Genomic DNA, 18,373 nt, shown 5'->3' on the forward strand with positions numbered 1-18,373 from the left:
CTCCGCCCGGGTCCGCAGCGCGGAAGCAGCCGTCGGGCATCCCCTCGTGCGGCGCTCGGTCCACGGGTCGTCGCTGACCGACACGGGCAGGATGATCGTCGAGCTCGGCGGGGCGGTCCTCGAGGCATCGCGGCGCCTGGAAGCCGGCCTGCAGGCGCAGCAGCCAGTCCGGCATGAGCAGCTCGGCGATGGTCTGCGACGCGGCCACCACCAGCGCGCTCGACTCCCGCCGCAGCGCCTGCACGCTGTGGAGCCCCCGACGGCCGTCCGGCTCATCGCAGGGAGCTCCTCCCGCGTGTCAGAACTCGTCCGCGGCGGCGACGCGCACCTCGGGTTCGTGGAAGGGCCGACGGTCGATCCCCGGCTGTCCTCGTTGGTCGTCGCGGAGGACGAACTGGTCGTGGTGGTCGCCCCCGATCACCCCTGGGCCGGGACCACGATCGAGGCGCAGGAGCTGGCCGAGACCGCGCTGCTGGTCCGCGAGCCGGGGTCGGGCACGCGGGCCACCCTCGAACAGTGGCTCTCCGATCGCGGGCTCGGGCTGGCGGCCCCCGCCGCCGTCCTCGAGACGACGGGGATCATCCACGCGAACGCTCGGGCCGGTCTCGCGCCCGCGGTGATGAGCGTCCGCTCCGTGCAGGCGGACGTCGCGAGCGGAGCGCTCGTCCGTGTCTCCGTGTCCGGCCCGCCGCTGACCCGCGCGTTCCGCGCCGTCTGGCGAGACCTGCCACCCGCCGGAGCGACCCTCGTGTCGCTCGCCCGCTGACGCAGGCGGTCGCGCGGGAGCAGGCACTCTCCCTCAGGAGCGCCTGTTCCCGCGCGGATGCCTGTTGCGGCGCAGGGGCCTCAGTCCACCAGGAGCGCGGGCTCCTCGAGGATGGAGGCGACGTCGGCGATGAAGCGGCTCATGCCGTCGCCATCGATCACGCGGTGGTCGAACGAGCCGGCGACCGTGGTCACCCAGCGCGGGCGCACCTCGCCGTCGACGACCCAGGGCTTCTGGCTGATCGTGCCCATGGCGACGATGCCGGCCTCGCCCGGGTTGATGATCGGCGTGCCCGCGTCCATCCCGAACACGCCGATGTTCGTGATGGTGATGGTGCCGTTCTGCTGGTCGGCCGGCGGGGTCTTCCCCTCGCGCGCCGTGAGCGTGAGCCGGTTCAGGGCGCGGGCGAGGTCCTTCATGCTGAGGTCCTGCGCGTCCTTGATGTTCGGCACGAGCAGACCCCGGGGCGTGGCGGCGGCGATGCCGAGGTTCACGTAGTGACGCACGGCGATCTCGGCCCCGGCCTCCGTGTCGATCCAGGCCGCGTTGACCATCGGCGTCCGGCGGACCGCCCAGATCACCGCGCGGGCCATGATGAGCAGCGGCGAGACCTTGATGTCGGCGTAGTCGGGCGAGGCCTTGAGGCGCTTGACGAGCTCCATCGTGCGGGTGGCGTCGATCTCCTTCCACACCGTCACGTGCGGGGCGGAGTACGCGCTCTGCACCATCGCCGACGACGTCGCCTTGCGCACGCCCTTGACGGGGATGGACTCGGTGCGGTCGTCGCCGGCCGCCGACGGGCGCACCGGCGCGAGGCCGCGCGCCAGGCCGGACGGGGCCTGCGGTGCCGGGACGGTCTCCTCGCGCACGCTCCCCCACTCCGGGGTCTCGATGTTGCGGAAGACGCTGGCCTGGGAGGCGTGCTTCATCACGTCGTCGCGGGTGACCTCGCCGTCGGCACCCGTGGGCGTCACGCTCGTGAGGTCGACGCCGAGGTCGCGGGCGAGCTTGCGGATCGGCGGCTTCGCGATCACGCCGACCGACGACCGGACGGGGCGCTCGGCCGGGCGCTTCCGCCGCGAGGTCGCACCGCTTCCGGAGCCGTAGCCGACGAGGACCGACCCGCCGCCCTCTTCTGGTGCGGGCGCCTCGGCCGTGGCGACGGTGCCGGGTGCGACCGAACCGGTCCCCGAGCCGGCCGCGGGGTCGGTCACGAAGGTGATGATCGGGGTGCCGACCTCGACCGTCGCCCCTTCGTCGACGAGCAGCTCGCCGACCACGCCCGCGTGCGGGGAAGGCAGCTCGACCAGGGACTTGGCGGTCTCGATCTCGCAGATGACGTCGTTGATGGCCACCCGGTCGCCCGGGGCCACCTTCCACGCGACGATCTCGGCCTCGGTCAGCCCTTCGCCGACGTCCGGGAGGGGGAAGTTCTGCGTGCTCATGACGGGTCCTTTCGGCGGATGCCGGGTGTCAGTAGGCCAGGGAGCGGTCGACGGCTTCGAGGATGCGGTCGGCATCCGGCAGGTAGGCGCCTTCGAGCTTCGCGGGCGGGAACGGGGTGTCGTACCCGGAGACGCGCAGCACCGGCGCCTCGAGGGCGTAGAACGCGCGCTCCATCACGGTCGCGGCGATCTCGCTGCCGAGGCTCGTGAAGCCCGGAGCCTCCTGCGCGTAGACCATGCGTCCGGTCTTGCGCACCGACCCGAGGATCGGCTCGTAGTCCACCGGCGACAGCGAGCGCACGTCGACGACCTCGCAGCTCGTGCCCTCGGCCTCGGCGAGCGCGGCGGCCTGGAGCAGCGTCGTGACCATGGCGCCGTGTCCGACGAGCGTCACGTCGGTCCCGGTCCGCACCACCCGCGAGGAGTGCAGCGGGACGGCGGGGGCGTCGAGCTCGACCTCGCCCTTCGGCCAGTACCGGCTCTTCGGCTCCAGGAAGATCACCGGATCGTCCGACGCGATGGCCTCCTGGATCATCCAGTAGGCATCGTTCGCGGTCGACGGCGACACCACCCGCAGACCGGGGGTGTGCGTGAAGTAGGCCTCCGGGCTCTCCTGGTGGTGCTCGACCGCCCCGATGTGCCCGCCGTACGGGATGCGGATCACGACGGGCAGCCGCAGCGACCCCTCGTGCCGGTTGGTGAGCTTGGCGAGCTGGGTGGTGATCTGGTCGAACGCGGGGAAGACGAAGCCGTCGAACTGGATCTCGACCACGGGACGGAACCCCGCCATCGCGAGGCCGATCGCGGTGCCGACCAGGGCCGACTCCGCGAGCGGGGTGTCCAGCACGCGCTGCTCCCCGAAGTCGCGCTGCAGGTGCTCGGTGATGCGGAACACACCGCCGAGCTTGCCGATGTCCTCGCCCATGAGGATGACCTTGGGGTCGTCCTCCATCGCCTTGCGCATTCCGGCGTTCAGCGCCTTGCCCAGCGGCATGGTCTCCCGGGTCACTGGCCCTCTCCTTCGAACGACGCCTCGTAGCGGGCGCGCCACGCTTTCTGCTCCTCGATCAGCGGATGCGGCTCGCTGTACACGTGGTCGAACATGAGGTCGGCGCGGGGCGGGCCGAGCTGCACGGTGCGGGCGCGGAGGTCTTCCGCGGCATCGGCGGCCTCGGCGTCGACCTCGGCGAAGAAGCCCTCCTCGGCGCCGCGGTTCTCCAGGAAGGCGCGCATGCGGACGATCGGGTCACGCCCGGCCCACGCGAGCTCCTCGTCGTCGCCGCGGTACTTCGTGGGATCGTCGCTGGTCGTGTGCGCGCCGAGCCGGTAGGTCACGGCCTCGATGGCACGGGGTCCGCCGCCGGCGCGCGCCTCGTCGAGGGCCACGCGGGACACCGCGTAGCTGGCGAGCACGTCGTTGCCGTCCACGCGGACGCTCGGGATGCCGTACCCGGCGCTGCGCTGCACGAGCGGCACCCGGGACTGCGTGGTGACGGGGACCGAGATGGCCCAGTGGTTGTTCTGCAGGAAGAAGAGCGTCGGGGCCTGGTAGCTGGCCGCGAACACCATGGCCTCGTGCACGTCGCCCTGGCTGGAGGCGCCGTCGCCGTAATAGACGACGACCGCCTCGTCGCGCTCGGGGTCGCCGGTGCCGGTGCGGCCGTCGAACGTGAGGCCCATCGCATAGCCGGCGGCGTGCAGCACCTGGGAGCCGAGGACGAGCGTGTAGAGCCGGGTGTTGCCGTTCTTCGGGTCGGTCGGGTCCCAGCCGCCGTGGGAGACGCCGCGCATGAGCTTGATGATGTCCACCGGGTCCACGCCGCGGATCCGGGTGACCGCGTGCTCGCGGTACGAGGGGAAGATCGTGTCCTGCGCGCGGGCGGCCCGACCGGAGCCGACCTGCGCCGCCTCCTGTCCGCGGCTCGGCGGCCACAGGGCGAGCTGGCCCTGGCGCTGAAGGTTGGTGGCCTGGGTGTCGATCGCGCGGATGCCCACCATGTCGCGGTAGAACTGCGCGAGCTCGTCGTCGGGGATGGCCTCGATGAGCGGCAGATACTGCTCCGCGGCCGGCGTCGGGGCGACCTTTCCGGTCTCGTCCAGAACGCGCACGAGGGGGGTCTCAGAGGTGCTCACGGCCCCCACGCTACCCGCGTCGGCATGCCGGGCCACGCATACCTAGGACGCCCTCGTATCTCCCCGGAACCCCGAGATTCCGCGGCTCGCAGGGCGGTGCCGCGGTCAGCGGAGGGTCGCCGCGACCTCGAGCACGCGGGCGACGGCCGCCTCCTCGCCGACGGAGATCCGGATGCCGTCACCGGAGAACGGACGCACGATCAGGTCGGCGTCGACGAACGCCGCCGCGACCTCGTCGGTGCGCGTGCCGGTCGGCAGCCAGACGAAGTTGCCCTGGGCGTCCGGCACCTCCCAGCCCTGCGCGCGGAGCCCCTCGACGAGACGGGTGCGGCGTTCGACGATCACGGCGACGCGCTCCAGGAGCTCGGCTTCGGCGTCGAGGCTCGCGATGGCGGCGTTCTCGGCCGCGGACGTGACCGAGAGCGGGATGCCGGTCGTCCGTGCCGCGTCGAGCACCTTCTCGTGGCCGATCGCGTAGCCGACCCGGAGCCCGGCCAGACCGTAGGCCTTGGAGAACGTGCGGAGGACGACCACGTTCGGGTGCGCCTCGAAGACGCGCTCGGCCAGGCCGTCGACGGCATCGGGGGCGGTGACGAACTCGGCGTAGGCCTCGTCGAGGATGATGAGCACGTCGGACGGCACGCGGTCCACGAACGCCGCGAACTCGGCAGAGGTGACGATGGGTCCGGTCGGGTTGTTCGGCGTGCAGACGATGATCGCGCGTGTGCGGTCGGTCACGGCGTCGGCCATCGCGTCGAGGTCGTGGCGGGAGTCGGCCGTCAGCGGCACCTGCACCCCGGTCGCGCCCGCGACCAGCGGCAGGCTCGGGTACGCCTCGAACGACCGCCAGGCGTAGACGACCTCGTCGCCGACCGACGCGGTGGCGAGGACGAGCTGATGCAGGATCGCGACACTGCCGGAGGCGACATGGACCTGCTCGGGCTCGACCCCGTAGCGGGCCCCGAGCCGCGCACGCAGGCGGCCGGCCGTGGCATCGGGATACCGGTTCATCGGCGTCGTGTGCTGCAGCGCGTCGAGGACCGAGGGCAGCGGGTCGAACGGGTTCTCGTTGCTGGAGAGCTTGAAGGCCTCGGGACCGGCCTGCTTGCCCTGGCGATACGGCGCGAGGGAGGCGATGGCGGGACGGATGCGGGGCAGGGTCGGCTCGGTCACGCGTCGAGTCTAGGACGTGCTGCCCGCCACCCTTTCGAGGCGGAGGGCGCGGTGATACCATTCTGGTATGGCTATGACGGTGCGACTCCCTGAGGAACTCGATGCGCGGCTCGAAGACATCGCACGAGCCCGGCACGTCTCCAAGCACGCCGTGATCATCGAGGCGGCCACCCGGTTCGCGAACAGCGAGTCCAAGACCGATCGAGTTCTGGCGCTCGCGGACGAGGTGACCGAACGCTACGGCGACGCCATCACGCGCCTCGAAGACGCCTGATCGATGGCCACCGAGTACATCGAGCCCGAGCAGGCCCTCGCGCTGATCGCGAAGCTCGGCCTGCATGTGCGCGACGAGGGGCTGCTCTTCTCCGCTCTGGCGCGACCCGCCGCCGGCATGTTCGGCGTCGACGCGTATCCGACGTTCGCGGAGAAGGCGGCGGCCCTGATGAGCTCCGTCGCCCAGAATCACGCACTGTTCGACGGGAACAAGCGCACAGCGCTCTATCTCACCTTCATCTTCATCCGGCTGAACGGCTACGACATCACCTTCACGAACGACGAAGCCTTCGAGTTCGTCATCGATGTCGCGCAGAGCCGGATGGATCTCGGGGAGATCGCCCAAGTTCTCGCCGCCCACATCCGTCCGGTGGACGACCGCGGCTGACACCGCGGGCCCCGCGTGGGAGACTGAACGCATCATGCGCTTCATCATCCGGGTCGTCGTCAACGCGTTCGCCATCTGGGTCGTCACGCTCATCCCCGTGCTCCAGGTCACGGTGCGCGCCTTCCCGCCGGGCGAGACGCTGCAGCTCGTCCTGACGCTCCTCGCGGTCGGCGCCCTCTTCGCGCTGGTGAACACCATCATCGGCACGATCGTGAAGATCGTCGCCTTCCCGCTGTACATCCTCACGTTCGGCCTCATCGGCTTCCTCATCAACGGCTTCCTGCTCTGGCTGACCGCGTGGATCACCAGCAGCTTCGGGTGGGGCCTGTCGGTCGAGTCGTTCTGGTGGGGCGTGCTCGCCGCGCTGATCGTCTCGATCATCAACGGCATCTTCGGCTTCATCCTGCGTCCGCAGAACAAGCGCTCCCGCCGCGACTGACCCGTCTGCGGAGGGCGCGTACGGCTCACGGATCGGGGAGCACCCGCTCCGCGCGGTACTCGGTGCGTTCGACGGTGACGGCGCCGTCGAGGTCGGCCCAGTAGGCGTCGAGAGCCACCGCCCGCGGGTCGGCGGAGGCGTCCACCATCGCCGCGGTCTCGATGTAGTTCTCCAGGGAGTGGGTCTCGAGCGCGAGGTCCTGGCGACCGGCATCCGGATCGCCCACCCGGCTCGCGGTGAAGCTGTCGGCGGACCCCGTGCCCTCCCTCGCCCCTCCTGCGGCGAGCGCGGACACCGCGTCGTCGGTGTGCCGGAGCTGCACGAGCGTCTGCTCGGCGGACAGTGTCGGCTCGACCGGGCTCCCGGCGGTGATCTGGGTCGTCACCGTGAACTCGCTCTCCATCGACAGGTGCGCCGCGATCATGCCACCCTGCGAGTGGGCGACGACGTCCACCCGATCCCCGGGTCTCGCACCCGCCGCGGCCAGCGCGTCGAGGGTCGCCTGATACGACGCGGACCGACCCCCGGTGTAGAGCTCGATGTTCGACTTCATGTCCCAGGCCTCGACACCCCCGCCCTCCCGGAGAGACATCGAGCGGCTGCCCGAGACGTAAGCGACGTAGCGCGGGGACTCACCCGGAACCGTGTACTTCTCGATCGCCACCTGCGCCCCGGAAGTGGAGGGCAGGCGCCCGAAGGCGCTGGCCAGTCCGTTCGGAGCCCCGGCCGGGCGGGAACGCGAGGTGACCGATACCCGCACCGGATCCGCCGTCGCGCCGAGTGCCATCCCTGGTCGCACCCGTCCCAGCCCCGACGTCACGCCGACGACAGCGCCGCCCAGGAACACCGGCGGAAGCAGTCCCCCGGCGTCGAACTGGTCGCCCAAGCCACGGAAGCGTCGGTCGTCCGCCATCCGCTCCCGCGCGTCGGCCAGCGCGGCCAGACGCTCGTCACCGGCGAGGAGCAGCCGCAGGCGCCCCTCCACCGCAGCGGCCGCAGCCGTATCCGTCCGCGCCAGCGCCTCCGCCTGCGCCCGCAGCTCGACCACCTCGTAGACCTCGGCCATGAGGTCGAGATCGGCGGCCGTCTCTTGGACCCGCGCCGCGAGCGCCTCCAGCGCCGTCACTGCGGACCGCAGGGACCACGCCGCTGAGGCGAGCGCGGTCCATGCGGCGGAGCCGAGCATCGCCTCGACACGCCCCACGGCGTCCTGCACCTCCGCGCACACCGGCTCGGCGGCCCGCACGCGCACCGCGAGCTCGCGGAGCTGCGCCGTGTCCACCGCGATCGCGCCGCCGTGGTCGATGTCGAGCCCGCTCATGCACCCTCGACCTCCCCGCGGCACGCCTGCAGCGTCCGGCGCACCGTCGCCGTGTCGTCCGACAGCCGCCAGAGGGCCCACCGCAGCGCCTCGACGCCGTCGGACTCCCAGGCACACGCGTCACGCAGCGCCGTCAGCGTGGAAGCGAGATCGTCGAGCCCCGCGATGGCGGCGTCCAGCTCGGACAGCACTCGGACCCGCAGCGCAGGATCGACACCGGGAGAGAGAGCGGTGAGGGCGAAGGACGACATGCCCCCAGCCTTCCGCCGGACCGCGTCCGTTGCGGCCAGGGCCCCGTCGGACGGCCACGACCGGTGGAGAGCCGGTTCTCCCCCAGGACCGTGCAGGAGGGTCGAGCCGCCCCGCGATCCGGTGCCCGCTGTGCAGGAACGGCATCGACCGGCAGAATGGATCCGTGACAGCCCGAGATCCCTTCCGCGTGATCTTCGTCTGCACCGGCAACATCTGCCGATCCCCCATGGCGGAGGTCGTGTTCCGGGACCTCGCGGAGCGGCAGGGGCTCGGCTCCCAGATCGTCTCGCGCAGCGCGGGCACCGGGGACTGGCACCTCGGAGAGCGCGCCGACCACCGCACCATCGACGCCCTCGCCCGCCGTGGCTATGACGGCTCGCTGCACCGCGCCCGCCAGTTCACCGCCGCCTCCTTCGCCGAGAACGACCTCGTGGTGGCCCTGGACCGCACGCACGAGCGCATCCTCCGCGAATGGGCCGCGGACGAGGACGAGGACGGCAAGGTGACCCTCCTCCTCGCTTTCGATCCCGACGCGTCGACGCACGACGTCCCCGACCCGTACTACGCAGGCCCGGAGATGTTCGATTCGGTGCTCGGTATGATCGAGACGGCGACTCGCGGCTTGTTCCGCCAGCTCGAACCCGCCCTGCGCCTGCCCCGCACGCCCCGAACCTTCGGGGCCTCATCAGGAGGATTCCCCTGACTTTCCAGCCTTCACTCCCGCCGCAGCCCCTCAGCCCCCTCGACGGCCGCTATCGCGGTGCCGTCACCGGGCTCGCCGACTTCCTCTCCGAGGCCGGACTCAACCGCGCCAGGGTCGAGGTGGAGGTGGAATGGCTGATCGCCCTCACCGACCGTTCGCTGTTCGAGACGACCCCGCTGTCGGACGACGACAAGGAGCGCCTGCGCGCCCTGTACCGCGACTTCGGGCAGGCCGAGATCGACTGGCTCGCCGAGAAGGAGGCCGTCACGCAGCACGATGTGAAAGCCATCGAGTACCTCGTCCGCGACCGGCTCTCCACGCTCGGCCTCGACCGCATCGCCGAGCTGACGCACTTCGCCTGCACGAGCGAGGACATCAACTCCGCGTCCTACGCCCTCACCGTCAAGCGCGCGGTCGAGGAGGTCTGGCTCCCGGCCCTCGACACCGTGATCGCGAAGCTGCGCGAGCTCGCGGTCGAGCACGCCGACGCCGCCATGCTGTCCCGCACGCATGGCCAGCCCGCCACGCCCTCGACGATGGGCAAGGAGCTCGCGGTCTTCGCCTGGCGTCTCGAGCGCGTGCGCAGCCAGATCGCCGGCTCCGAGTACCTCGCGAAGTTCTCCGGGGCGACCGGCACCTGGTCCGCCCACCTCGCAGCCGACCCGGACGCCGACTGGCCGACCATCGCCCGCGAGTACATCGAGGGACTGGGTTTGGGCTTCAACCCGCTCACGACGCAGATCGAGTCGCACGACTGGCAGGTCGAGCTCTACGACCGCGTGCGTCACGCCGGCGGGATCCTGCACAACCTCGCGACGGACATCTGGACCTACATCTCGCTCGGCTACTTCGCGCAGATCCCGGTCGCCGGCGCCACCGGCTCCTCGACCATGCCGCACAAGATCAACCCGATCCGCTTCGAGAACGCCGAGGCCAACCTCGAGATCTCGGGCGCCCTGCTCGCGTCGCTGGGCCAGACGCTCGTCACGAGCCGGCTGCAGCGCGACCTCACCGACTCCACGACGCAGCGCAACATCGGTGTCGCGTTCGGGCACTCGCTGCTCGCTCTCGACAACCTGCGCCGGGGCCTGAACGCGATCTCGCTGTCGCGCGACGTGCTGCTCGCCGACCTCGACGTGAACTGGGAGGTGCTGGCCGAGGCGATCCAGACGGTGATCCGCGCCGAGGTCGTCGCCGGCCGGTCGAGCATCCAGGACCCGTACGCGCTGCTCAAGGAGCTCACCCGCGGACACCGCGTCGGCGCCGCCGACCTCGCGTCGTTCGTGGAGGGTCTGGAGATCGGGGACGCGGCCAAGCAGCGGCTCCTCGCGCTGACCCCCGCGACCTACACCGGCATCGCGGAGCGCCTCGCCCGCTGAATCCGGCAGGAGCTAGGAGCCCGACTCCCCGGAGTGCTCCTCGACCCTGTCCTTCGGCATGAACGACGCCGCCAGGAGGGTGAGAACCGCGGTCACGGCGACCGCGACGAACACCCACACCGACGCGTGGACGATCGTGTCGGGGTCGTCGGGTCCCGCACCCTGCGCGATGACCGCGTTCGAGATCGCCCCGAACACGGCCACGCCCACGGCGCTTCCCGCTGACCGTGCGAACGCATTCATCCCGGTCACCGCGCCCCGCTCGCCCCAGCCGACCGAGGCCTGTGCGGCGATGAGGGTCGGGGCCGCACTCCACCCGAGCCCGAAGCCGAGGAGGAACGCGATGCCGGCGACGACGAACGGGTTCGGCCAGGAGGCGACGGCGGCGAGCGCGATGGCCGCGAGGGTCGTGATGCTCATGCCGATGAGCGTGGTGCGACGGAAGCCGATGCGCAGGTACAGCCGTCCGGCGTTCGCGGCGGCGAGCGGCCAGCCGAGGGTCAGAGCGGCCACCGCCAGACCCGACAGCAGCGGGGCGATCCCCAGGGACCCCTCGAGGTAGGCCGGGGCGAAGCTGGTCACGCCGAGCATGAGGGCCCCGATGCCGAGAGAGACCAACGTGGTCGTGAGGATGAGCCGACGGGTCACGAGGCGCAGATCGACGATCGGCTCCGCCACCCGGCGCTCGACGAACCCGAAGGCTCCGAGCGCGACCACCCCGATCCCGAAGCAGAGGGCACTCGGCACGGACAGCCACGCCCAGGCGTTCCCGCCCTCCAGCATGCCGAGGATGAGCGCGGTCAACCCGATGGTGAGCAGCACCGCGCCCCCGTAGTCGATGCTGTGCCGCTGGGTCTGCTTCTGCTCCTTGTACGTGCGCAGCAGCATCCAACCGGCGACCAGGCACAGGGGCACGTTGATCCAGAAGATCCATCGCCAGGCGTCGAGCTGGGCGAAGATGCCGCCGAGTGCGGGGCCCACCACCGAGGAGATGGCCCAGACGCTGGCGACGTATCCCTGCACCTTCGCGCGTTCGGCAACCGTGTAGATGTCGCCGACGATGGTCATCGACATCGGCGCGACGGCACCGGCACCGATGCCCTGGATGATGCGGAAGACGATCAGCGCCGGCATGCTCCAGGCGAACCCGCAGAGGACGGATCCGAGCAGGAAGAGGGCGATGCCGAGCAGGATGATCGGCTTGCGGCCCACGGTGTCGGCGAACCGCGAGTAGATCGGCACGCTCACAGCCTGCGCCAGCAGATACACGGAGAACAGCCACGGGAACTGCTGGTAGCTGCCGAGGTCGCGCACGATGCTCGGCACCGCGGTCGCCAGGATCGTGGCGTCGATCGCGATGAGGCCGGTGGCGAGCATGAGCGCGCCGAGGATGGGTCCCCGCTCCGACCGGAGTCCGATGGAGGCGCGGTCGACGGAGGCAGTCACTCCAGAGACAAGCGGAACGACCTCACCGATATTCCGCCCGACCTCCGCGTCACGACGAGGCGGGGCGTCCCGGCTCGTCGGTGGTGCCGTCGCTCGCGCCCTCGTCCTCCGCGTCGTACAGCACCGGGCGGTCGACGGTCTTCGTGACGTCGGCGGGATCGACCGCGAGCATGAGCATCGCGAGGATCAGAAGGGTCGCGATGAAGGCGCCGCCGCCCACGACGAGGCTCAGCGCCACCGGGGTGAGGCCCTCGTATGTGCCGTTCGCGATGGCGGTGTTCACGCGGAGGGTGAAGGCGCCGGTGGAGACCAGTGTGACCACCAGGGCGAACACGCCGCAGCCCAGGGCGATGCCGAGCAGGTGGAGGGGCCGCAGGATGTCCCGTCGGGTGGGCTTGTCGTCGCTCATCGCTCTCCTCCGTGCTCCACAGGAGCCGCATCATTCTCGGGGGCGGCAGCGACGTCATCGGCGTCCGCGCGCTTCGGGGTGAGGCCGGCGATGCCGAGGAAGACGGCGACGATGGCCGCATACCCGCCGAACATCCCCACGCCGAGGATGATGCCGGACAGCTCGAACGTGCCCGCCTTCTCGATCGTGTACTCCTGGACGAAGCCCGACGGGATCAGCAGCAGGACGACCGCGAGGAGCACGCCCAGCGCCCCGACCGTGATCGCATCGGTGGCGAGCGCTCCCCCGACGCGGCGGGCGCGGATGCCGGCGAGCAGCTCGAGGCCGCCGCTGAGCACGCCCCAGGTGATGAGCACGATGAAGAACATGTCGTCCGTGCGCCAGGCCGGCACGCCCCCGGCCATTCCGGCGATCGCGCTCACGACCGCCAGGAGGATCGCCGACCAGCGCGACCCCGACGGGAGGACGAGCCAGGCCGCGAGGATGTGCACCAGGGCGGTGACCAGCGCGAAGCCGCTGAAGACGGCGAGACCGACCGCAGCGGAGTGATCCGAGGAGAAGGTGATCATGAGGGCGGCGACGGCTGCGAACAACGCGCGCAGCAATTGCACGTGGCGCATGGTGAACGCGCGAGCAGGGGCAGACATGACGGCCAGATCCTCCGGAGTTTCCCCACCAGTCTACGCGGGGCGGCGAGCCGCACGCGCCCAGGGATGCTCGTGAAGCCCGGCGGATCTCCCCAGATCGATTGCCGGGCTTCACGACATACGCAGCAAGGGGGGCATCACTGCGTCGGGCCGCTGCCGCAAGGTCGGGCACCCTCCCCGCGACATCACAGCCCCGTGACCCACTTGCCCACCTGGTCCCCTGAGGTGCGCGCGTGCGGTCTTATGCTCACTCTAGAGGTGTGTTCTTCACATACCGGGTGGGGGCTGTGATGAGTTTTGGGGACGACGAGAAAAGAGCGGCGACGCCGGACACGTTCGCGGCGGCACTGCGCGATGCGATCAACGCGAGACCGGTGACGCTGTCGTGGTTGCAGCGGCAGCTCCGCGACCGGGGCAACCGGGTCTCGATGGCCACGCTGAGCTACTGGCGGTCGGGGGCCCGCCGCCCGGAAGGGCCGCAGTCCCTCGCCGCCCTCGCCGACATCGAGGACCTGCTGTGCCTCGAGTCCGGCGCGTTGAGCCGGCTCCTGCGTCCACACCGCACGGGCCCCCTGGGGCCGCGGGGGTTCCCCCTGGAGCAGGTCGACATGGAGCGGGCCGTCCGCGAGGTCTACGCCGCCCTCGGCGCCACGTACCCGGACCCGTCGCGGGAGCTCACCGTCCACTCCGTCACGGATGTGGACGCCGACGGCGAGGTGTCCTCCTGCCTCACCCGCAGCATCGTGCAGTCGACGAGCGGCGTGATCACCGCCATCCCCGTCCTCGACCTCACCCCCGGCGTCCCCGGGCCCCCACCGCTCCTCACGGCCGTGGCCGGCGGGCGGATCACCGCGCGCTACTCCCACCCGAACGGTGAGGCGCACGGCGCGCTGATCGAGCTCGACGTGCCGCTCGAGGCTCCGGACACCGCAGTCGTCGAGTGGTCGGTGCAGTACGAGCCGGGCCGCCCCTCGGATCGGGACACCGGCCACGCCCTGTCCCGCCAGGCACGGGAACTCCTCGTGTGGACGCGCTTCCATCCCGATGCCGTGCCGGACTGGTGCGAGGAAGTCGTCGAGACCGCCGGAGGCACCGTCGTCACCGCGCTCCCGCGACCTCGCGGCACGTCGGTGCATCAGGTGCGCCGCGCGTTCGGTCCCGGTGCCCTCGGTCTGCGCTGGGGGTACGGCCGGCGCGACGGCGATCAGCCCGGCTGATCACCCGTCGCGACCGGTCGTCCCGGCGTGTTCGACCACTGGCTCCAGGAGCCGGGGAACACCTTCGCCGGGATGCCGACCTCGTGCAGCACGAGCGCGGTGTGCGCGGCCGTGATGCCAGACCCGCAGTAGGCCGCGACCGGCGTCTCCGCCGTGATGCCGACCTCCGCGAGCGTCGCCAGGACCGTGTCGCGGTCGCAGATGCGCCCGCTCTCGTCGAGGTGCCGCGTGGTGGGGAGGTTCCGGGCACCGGGGATGTGTCCGGCGATCGGGTCGAGCGGCTCGGTCTCGCCGCGGTAGCGCTCCGGGGCGCGCACGTCGAGGAGCACCCCGGTCGCCGGGAACGCCGCCGCCTCGTCGATCGAGAGGGCGTCCTGGCCGGGGTCGGCGAGGACGACGTCACCGGTCTCCGGCACGACGTCGTCGGTCGCCAGGTCGTATCCGGCCGCGGTCCAGGCGCGCAGCCCGCCATCGAGCACCCGGACGTCGACCCCGGCCTGCCGCAGCAGCCACCACGCCCGGGCCGCCGCGAGTCCCTTGGTGTCGTCGTAGGCCACGACCGTGTCGCCCTGCCGCACCCCCCAACGCCGGGCCGCCGCCTGCAGGGTCTCCGTCGAGGGGAGCGGATGCCGCCCCTCGGCGGGCGCTCCGGGTGTGGAGAGCTCCTGATCCAACGACGCGAACACGGCACCGGGGATGTGGCCAGAGCGGTAGTCGCCCGGGCCCGCCTCGGGACGGTCCAGGCGCCAGCGCACGTCGACGACCCGGATCGGGGCGCCGTCCTCGAGGAGGTCGTGGAGTTCTGCCGCGGAGACGAAGTGACTCATGGTGCGAGGCTACCGAGTGCGCGGCGCCACGCGTCGATCGCCGTCACGGACCGACACGGTCCTCGCGGCCCGGGAATAGCCACGCGCCGACGACGTTTCCCCTCACATGATTGAAACTTCAACGGTCGCCGCGGAGCGTACCCGCGTGCGGGTGCCCCTGCGCTTCGCGGACGGCTTCACCACGACGGCCGACGTGGTGACCTTCGATGGCCTCGTGGACGGACGTGAGCACCTGCTGCTCGGCCTCGGCGACTGGCAGGCGGCGCTCGCCCGCTCCGCCGACGGCGGGGACGCCCCGCTCGTCCGCCCGCACAGCGAGTGCCTCACGGGAGACGTGTTCGGCTCCGAGCGCTGCGACTGCGGGCCGCAGCTGCGGGAGGCCGTCGAGCGGATCGCCGCCGAGGGCGGCTTCCTCCTCTACCTCCGGCAGGAAGGCCGTGGCATCGGGCTCTACGCCAAGCTCGACGCGTACGCCCTGCAGGACGCCGGCCTCGACACCTATGAGGCGAACGTGGCCCTCGGCCGCGGCGAGGACGAGCGGGACTACACCGTCGCGGCGCAGATGCTGCGCGCGCTGGGCGTGGACCGCATCCGTCTGCTGAGCAACAATCCCGACAAGGCCGCGCAGCTCGACGGCCTCGGCATCCATGTCACCGAGCGGGTGCGCACCGAGGTGCACCTGTCCGAGGCGAACTCGCGCTACCTCCAGGCGAAGCGCGACCACACGGCGCACACGATCGACCTGACCGCGGCGTGACCTCCGAGGAGCACGACATGAGCGAGACGCGGCACCCGCGGCGGCTCGACGACGACGAGCTCGCGACGTGGCTCCCGATCATCCGGTTCGTCCAGCTGCTGCCCCAGGTCCTCGACCGGGCGCTGAAGGACGAGGTGGGCCTGAACCACGCCCGCTACGCGATCCTCGTGACCCTCGCCGGGCAGGGCGAGGACGCCGTCACCATGACCGAGCTCGCGCGCATCGCCGGACTCAGCCGGTCGCGGCTGAGCCACGCCCTGGACTCCCTGGAGGAGCGCGGGTGGGTGGAGCGGACGTCGTGCTCCACGGACAAGCGCACGCTCTCCGCGACGCTGACCCCGGCGGGCCGGGAGATGCTCCGGACGGCCGCGCCCGTCCACGTGGCCCAGATCCGCGAGCTCATCCTCGACCCGCTGTCCGCGGAGGATCGGCAGCGGCTGCAGGACATCCTGGGCGCGCTGCTTCCCGGCGTCACGGCGGCGCTGTGAGCCGCGTTCTGCTCTGAGCAGAACGTCTCGATCGCCGCGCAGACGGCGGCTTATCGTGAGGCATGGCCGACATCGTCCCGTTCCCCCGTGCCCCGCATCCCGTCCGTCCGCCGTCGAACGGCCCCGAGCCGCTGTGGCGCGACCTGCTCGGGGATCAGCTCCGGCGGCGGCGCCATGACCGCGGCGAGACGCTCAGCGAGACCGCGGAGAAGGCCGGGGTCTCGCCGCAGTACCTCTCCGAGGTCGAGCGCGGCCGGAAGGAACCGTCCAGCGAGATGATCGCCGCGATCGCCGGGGCCCTGGACGCCACCCTCGTGGAGCTCACGAGCGCGGTCGCCGAGGAGCTTCGTCAGGCCACCCCCGCCGCGGCGGTGGTGTCGGCCTCCCGCGGCGCCTTCGCCCTCGCCGCCTGACCCGTCTCCCCTGCACGACCGGAGTCCGGGTGCACGACGGATCCTGGAGATTCGTCGTGCACCCGTCACCTCATCGTGCCTCCGGATCCCGGGGACCGAGCACGGTGTCGATGAGGCCGTAGTCGAGGGCGGCGGCGGCGGTGAAGACCCGGTCCCGGTCGGTGTCGGCGCGGAGCTCCGCGAGGGAGCGGCCGGTGTGCCGACCCAGGATCGTCTCCATGTCCGCGCGCACCCGCACGACCTCGTCGGCCGCGAGGATGAGGTCCGGGATGGCTCCGCGCGACTGACCGGCCGGCTGGTGCAGCACGATGCGCGCGTGGGCGAGGGCCGCCCGCTCCCCCGGCGCTCCCGCCGCGACGAGGAGCGCCGCCGGGCCGATGGCCTGCCCGACGCACGTCGTCGCGATCCGCGGACGGATGTGCTGCATGGTGTCGTAGATCGCCAGCGCGGCACCGGGATCCCCGCCCTCGCTGTTGATGTAGAACCGGACGCCGGTCTCCGGGCTGTCCGCGTCGAGGTGCAGGAGCTGCGCGATGAGGGCGTTCGCCACCCCCGCGTCGATGCCCGTGCCGAGGTAGATGACCCGCTCGGCGAGCAGATGCGAGTACACGTCCATGACCCGCTCACCCCGCGGGTGCTGGGCGATGACGTTCGGGATCGTGTAGCTGCTCATGCGTCCGCCCCCAGTCCCACCCGCGCACGACGACGCGGCAGGATCTCCGCCGTCGACTGCACGATCTCGTCGATGAACCCGTAGTCCTGAGCCTCGCCGGCGGTGTACCAGCGGTCGTGGAGGGAGTCCTCGAAGATCCGCGCGAGGGGCTGACCGGTGTCCTCGGCGATGAGGCCGAGGACGGTGTCGCGCATGTGCCGGAGGTCGTCCGCCTGCGCCTCGATCTCCACCGCGGATCCGCCGATCCCCGCCGAGCCCTGGTGCATGAGGATCCGCGCGTGCGGGAGAGCGCGCCGCTTTCCCTTCGTCCCCGCGGAGAGCAGGAACTGCCCGGCGCTGCAGGCGAGACCGAGGGCGAGGGTGGAGACGTCGTTCGGGATGAGGTGCATGAGGTCGCGGATCGCCAGCATCGATGGCACGGACCCGCCGGGCGAGTGGATCCAGAGGGCGATGTCGGCCGCCGGATCCTCGGCGGAGAGGCCGAGGAGCTGCGTCATCAGGAGGGTGCCGTTGTCGTCGTCGAGGGCGCCGTCGAGGACGAGCACCCGCTCGTGGAACAGGGCGCGCCGGGCCTCGGGGCCGAACTGCGGGAAGGGCTTTTCTTCGCTCATGTCCCCAGCATCCGGCTCCGGCTGCGGCCGCGGAAGCGGATCCGCCCGGAGCAGATCCGCTCTGGGCGGCGGCGTGTGCACCCGCCGGAAAACGCGACGTAACACCGCCGACGCACGACCCGCCTAGCCTCGGGGCATGGCGAAACAGAAAGCACCCGCATGGCAGTCCGAGGACGGCCTGAACTTCCGCACCCGCAAGTGGGTGCGCCCGGAAGACCTCAACGCGAACGGCACGCTGTTCGGCGGAAGCCTGCTGAAGTGGATCGACGAGGAGGCCGCGATCTACGCGATCGTGCAGCTCGGCAACTACCGCGTCGTCACCCGGCACATCTCCGCCATCACGTTCGAGGCGTCGGCGGTGCAGGGCGACCTCATCGAGATCGGGCTGCAGGCCACCCGTTTCGGCACGACCTCGCTCACGATGCGGGCCGTCGCGCGCAACATGATCACGCGCAAGCGCATCCTCACCATCGACGAGATCGTGTTCGTCAGCATCGGCGAGGACGGCCTGCCCACCCCCCACGGCTACGACGAGATCACCTACGATCGCGACCGCATGCCCACCGAGCGCATCGCCACCGGCACGATCCCCCTCCCGAAGCGCTGATCCGCT

Annotated in this window: 23 protein-coding genes and 1 pseudogene; 11 read left to right on the forward strand and 13 right to left on the reverse strand. The window is 71.4% G+C overall.

The genetic code is table 11. The features are described from left to right. Nucleotides 1–244 (reverse strand): annotated as a pseudogene (locus CJ226_RS18510) (hypothetical protein); the annotation flags it as partial. Between the two features lie 51 nt (nt 245–295). On the opposite strand from CJ226_RS18510, the gene CJ226_RS15795 reads away from it, so the two are divergent. Further along, nucleotides 296–766 (forward strand): LysR substrate-binding domain-containing protein, encoded by a 471-nt coding sequence (locus CJ226_RS15795; protein ID WP_374754542.1) that lies wholly within the window; start codon nt 296–298, stop codon nt 764–766. Nucleotides 767–846: 80 nt separating this feature from the next. Here CJ226_RS15795 and CJ226_RS15800 read toward each other — a convergent pair whose 3' ends face one another. From CJ226_RS15800 to CJ226_RS15815, 4 genes are all read right to left on the reverse strand, one after another. Further along, nucleotides 847–2,211, reverse strand: a complete 1,365-nt coding sequence (locus CJ226_RS15800; protein ID WP_025102745.1) for a dihydrolipoamide acetyltransferase family protein — start codon at nt 2,209–2,211, stop codon at nt 847–849. A gap of 28 nt (nt 2,212–2,239) precedes the next feature. Next, complete coding sequence (locus CJ226_RS15805; protein ID WP_062638040.1) at nt 2,240–3,205, reverse strand: alpha-ketoacid dehydrogenase subunit beta; 966 nt, start codon at nt 3,203–3,205, stop codon at nt 2,240–2,242. Between the two features lie 11 nt (nt 3,206–3,216). Then, nucleotides 3,217–4,344 carry a thiamine pyrophosphate-dependent dehydrogenase E1 component subunit alpha gene (locus tag CJ226_RS15810; RefSeq protein ID WP_102209822.1) on the reverse strand — a complete coding sequence of 376 codons (1,128 nt, stop codon included), beginning with the start codon at nt 4,342–4,344 and terminating at the stop codon, nt 3,217–3,219. Nucleotides 4,345–4,449: 105 nt separating this feature from the next. Continuing rightward, complete coding sequence (locus CJ226_RS15815) at nt 4,450–5,517, reverse strand: histidinol-phosphate transaminase (protein WP_062637896.1); 1,068 nt, start codon at nt 5,515–5,517, stop codon at nt 4,450–4,452. Nucleotides 5,518–5,584: 67 nt separating this feature from the next. On the opposite strand from CJ226_RS15815, the gene CJ226_RS15820 reads away from it, so the two are divergent. The 3 genes from CJ226_RS15820 to CJ226_RS15830 are packed head-to-tail and all read left to right on the forward strand — an operon-like array spanning nt 5,585 to nt 6,617. Next, on the forward strand, nt 5,585–5,791 hold the full coding sequence (locus CJ226_RS15820; protein WP_029989149.1) for a ribbon-helix-helix protein, CopG family: 207 nt from the start codon (nt 5,585–5,587) through the stop codon (nt 5,789–5,791). A 3-nt stretch (nt 5,792–5,794) separates the two neighbouring features. Continuing rightward, nucleotides 5,795–6,178, forward strand: coding sequence for a type II toxin-antitoxin system death-on-curing family toxin (locus CJ226_RS15825; protein WP_082750084.1), 384 nt, complete (start codon nt 5,795–5,797; stop codon nt 6,176–6,178). 34 nt (nt 6,179–6,212) lie between these two features. Next, entirely contained in the window at nt 6,213–6,617 is a 405-nt protein-coding gene (locus CJ226_RS15830) for a phage holin family protein (protein WP_062637894.1), read from the forward strand. A gap of 25 nt (nt 6,618–6,642) precedes the next feature. On the opposite strand, the gene CJ226_RS15835 is transcribed toward CJ226_RS15830, so the two are convergent. Together CJ226_RS15835 and CJ226_RS15840 are read right to left on the reverse strand one after the other, a co-directional pair. After that, nucleotides 6,643–7,938: a hypothetical protein gene (locus tag CJ226_RS15835; protein ID WP_102209783.1), complete on the reverse strand. Its 1,296-nt coding sequence runs from the start codon at nt 7,936–7,938 to the stop codon at nt 6,643–6,645. Continuing rightward, nucleotides 7,935–8,189: a hypothetical protein gene (locus CJ226_RS15840; RefSeq protein ID WP_062637890.1), complete on the reverse strand. Its 255-nt coding sequence runs from the start codon at nt 8,187–8,189 to the stop codon at nt 7,935–7,937. Before CJ226_RS15840 ends, CJ226_RS15835 begins: the two co-directional genes overlap by 4 nt. 164 nt (nt 8,190–8,353) lie before the next feature. Here CJ226_RS15840 and CJ226_RS15845 point away from each other — a divergent pair, with 164 nt between their 5' ends. After that, complete coding sequence (locus CJ226_RS15845; RefSeq protein ID WP_180964626.1) at nt 8,354–8,893, forward strand: low molecular weight protein-tyrosine-phosphatase; 540 nt, start codon at nt 8,354–8,356, stop codon at nt 8,891–8,893. Further along, nucleotides 8,890–10,272 (forward strand): adenylosuccinate lyase, encoded by a 1,383-nt coding sequence (gene purB / locus CJ226_RS15850; protein ID WP_051582177.1) that lies wholly within the window; start codon nt 8,890–8,892, stop codon nt 10,270–10,272. The genes CJ226_RS15845 and purB overlap by 4 nt, the downstream gene beginning before the upstream one ends. A gap of 12 nt (nt 10,273–10,284) precedes the next feature. On the opposite strand, the gene CJ226_RS15855 is transcribed toward purB, so the two are convergent. Genes CJ226_RS15855 through CJ226_RS15865 form a run of 3 tightly spaced genes read right to left on the reverse strand, consistent with a single transcriptional unit; the run spans nt 10,285 to nt 12,774 of the window. Further along, nucleotides 10,285–11,718: an MFS transporter gene (locus CJ226_RS15855; RefSeq protein ID WP_102209784.1), complete on the reverse strand. Its 1,434-nt coding sequence runs from the start codon at nt 11,716–11,718 to the stop codon at nt 10,285–10,287. Between the two features lie 49 nt (nt 11,719–11,767). Next, complete coding sequence (locus CJ226_RS15860; RefSeq protein ID WP_062637869.1) at nt 11,768–12,127, reverse strand: hypothetical protein; 360 nt, start codon at nt 12,125–12,127, stop codon at nt 11,768–11,770. Next, nucleotides 12,124–12,774 carry an acyl-CoA synthetase gene (locus CJ226_RS15865; protein ID WP_102209785.1) on the reverse strand — a complete coding sequence of 217 codons (651 nt, stop codon included), beginning with the start codon at nt 12,772–12,774 and terminating at the stop codon, nt 12,124–12,126. Before CJ226_RS15865 ends, CJ226_RS15860 begins: the two co-directional genes overlap by 4 nt. A 290-nt stretch (nt 12,775–13,064) precedes the next feature. Here CJ226_RS15865 and CJ226_RS15870 point away from each other — a divergent pair, with 290 nt between their 5' ends. Continuing rightward, complete coding sequence (locus CJ226_RS15870) at nt 13,065–13,991, forward strand: hypothetical protein (RefSeq protein ID WP_062637866.1); 927 nt, start codon at nt 13,065–13,067, stop codon at nt 13,989–13,991. Here the strand turns inward: CJ226_RS15870 and CJ226_RS15875 are convergent. Next, nucleotides 13,979–14,818 (reverse strand): sulfurtransferase, encoded by an 840-nt coding sequence (locus CJ226_RS15875; RefSeq protein ID WP_062637864.1) that lies wholly within the window; start codon nt 14,816–14,818, stop codon nt 13,979–13,981. The genes CJ226_RS15870 and CJ226_RS15875 overlap by 13 nt on opposite strands. A 106-nt stretch (nt 14,819–14,924) precedes the next feature. On the opposite strand from CJ226_RS15875, the gene ribA reads away from it, so the two are divergent. The 3 genes from ribA (at nt 14,925) to CJ226_RS15890 (ending at nt 16,476) form a co-directional block, all read left to right on the forward strand. Further along, the gene (gene ribA / locus CJ226_RS15880) at nt 14,925–15,575 is read left to right on the forward strand and encodes a GTP cyclohydrolase II (protein ID WP_062637862.1); all 651 of its coding nucleotides are present in this window, start codon (nt 14,925–14,927) and stop codon (nt 15,573–15,575) included. Nucleotides 15,576–15,592: 17 nt separating this feature from the next. Further along, nucleotides 15,593–16,063, forward strand: coding sequence for a MarR family winged helix-turn-helix transcriptional regulator (locus CJ226_RS15885; protein ID WP_062638035.1), 471 nt, complete (start codon nt 15,593–15,595; stop codon nt 16,061–16,063). A 62-nt stretch (nt 16,064–16,125) separates the two neighbouring features. Beyond that, on the forward strand, nt 16,126–16,476 hold the full coding sequence (locus CJ226_RS15890) for a helix-turn-helix domain-containing protein (RefSeq protein WP_062637860.1): 351 nt from the start codon (nt 16,126–16,128) through the stop codon (nt 16,474–16,476). A gap of 70 nt (nt 16,477–16,546) precedes the next feature. On the opposite strand, the gene CJ226_RS15895 is transcribed toward CJ226_RS15890, so the two are convergent. Together CJ226_RS15895 and CJ226_RS15900 are read right to left on the reverse strand one after the other, a co-directional pair. Continuing rightward, on the reverse strand, nt 16,547–17,149 hold the full coding sequence (locus CJ226_RS15895; protein WP_102209786.1) for a ClpP family protease: 603 nt from the start codon (nt 17,147–17,149) through the stop codon (nt 16,547–16,549). Next, on the reverse strand, nt 17,146–17,760 hold the full coding sequence (locus CJ226_RS15900; protein WP_102209787.1) for a ClpP family protease: 615 nt from the start codon (nt 17,758–17,760) through the stop codon (nt 17,146–17,148). The genes CJ226_RS15895 and CJ226_RS15900 overlap by 4 nt, the downstream gene beginning before the upstream one ends. Before the next feature lie 136 nt (nt 17,761–17,896). On the opposite strand from CJ226_RS15900, the gene CJ226_RS15905 reads away from it, so the two are divergent. After that, a complete protein-coding gene (locus CJ226_RS15905; protein WP_081811533.1) occupies nt 17,897–18,367 on the forward strand; it encodes an acyl-CoA thioesterase in 471 nt (156 codons plus the stop codon). Nucleotides 18,368–18,373: the final 6 nt, after the last annotated feature.

Origin of the sequence: Microbacterium sp. UMB0228 (assembly GCF_002871415.1) — a bacterium.
In the GTDB taxonomy this organism is placed as follows: Bacteria; Actinomycetota; Actinomycetes; order Actinomycetales; family Microbacteriaceae; genus Microbacterium.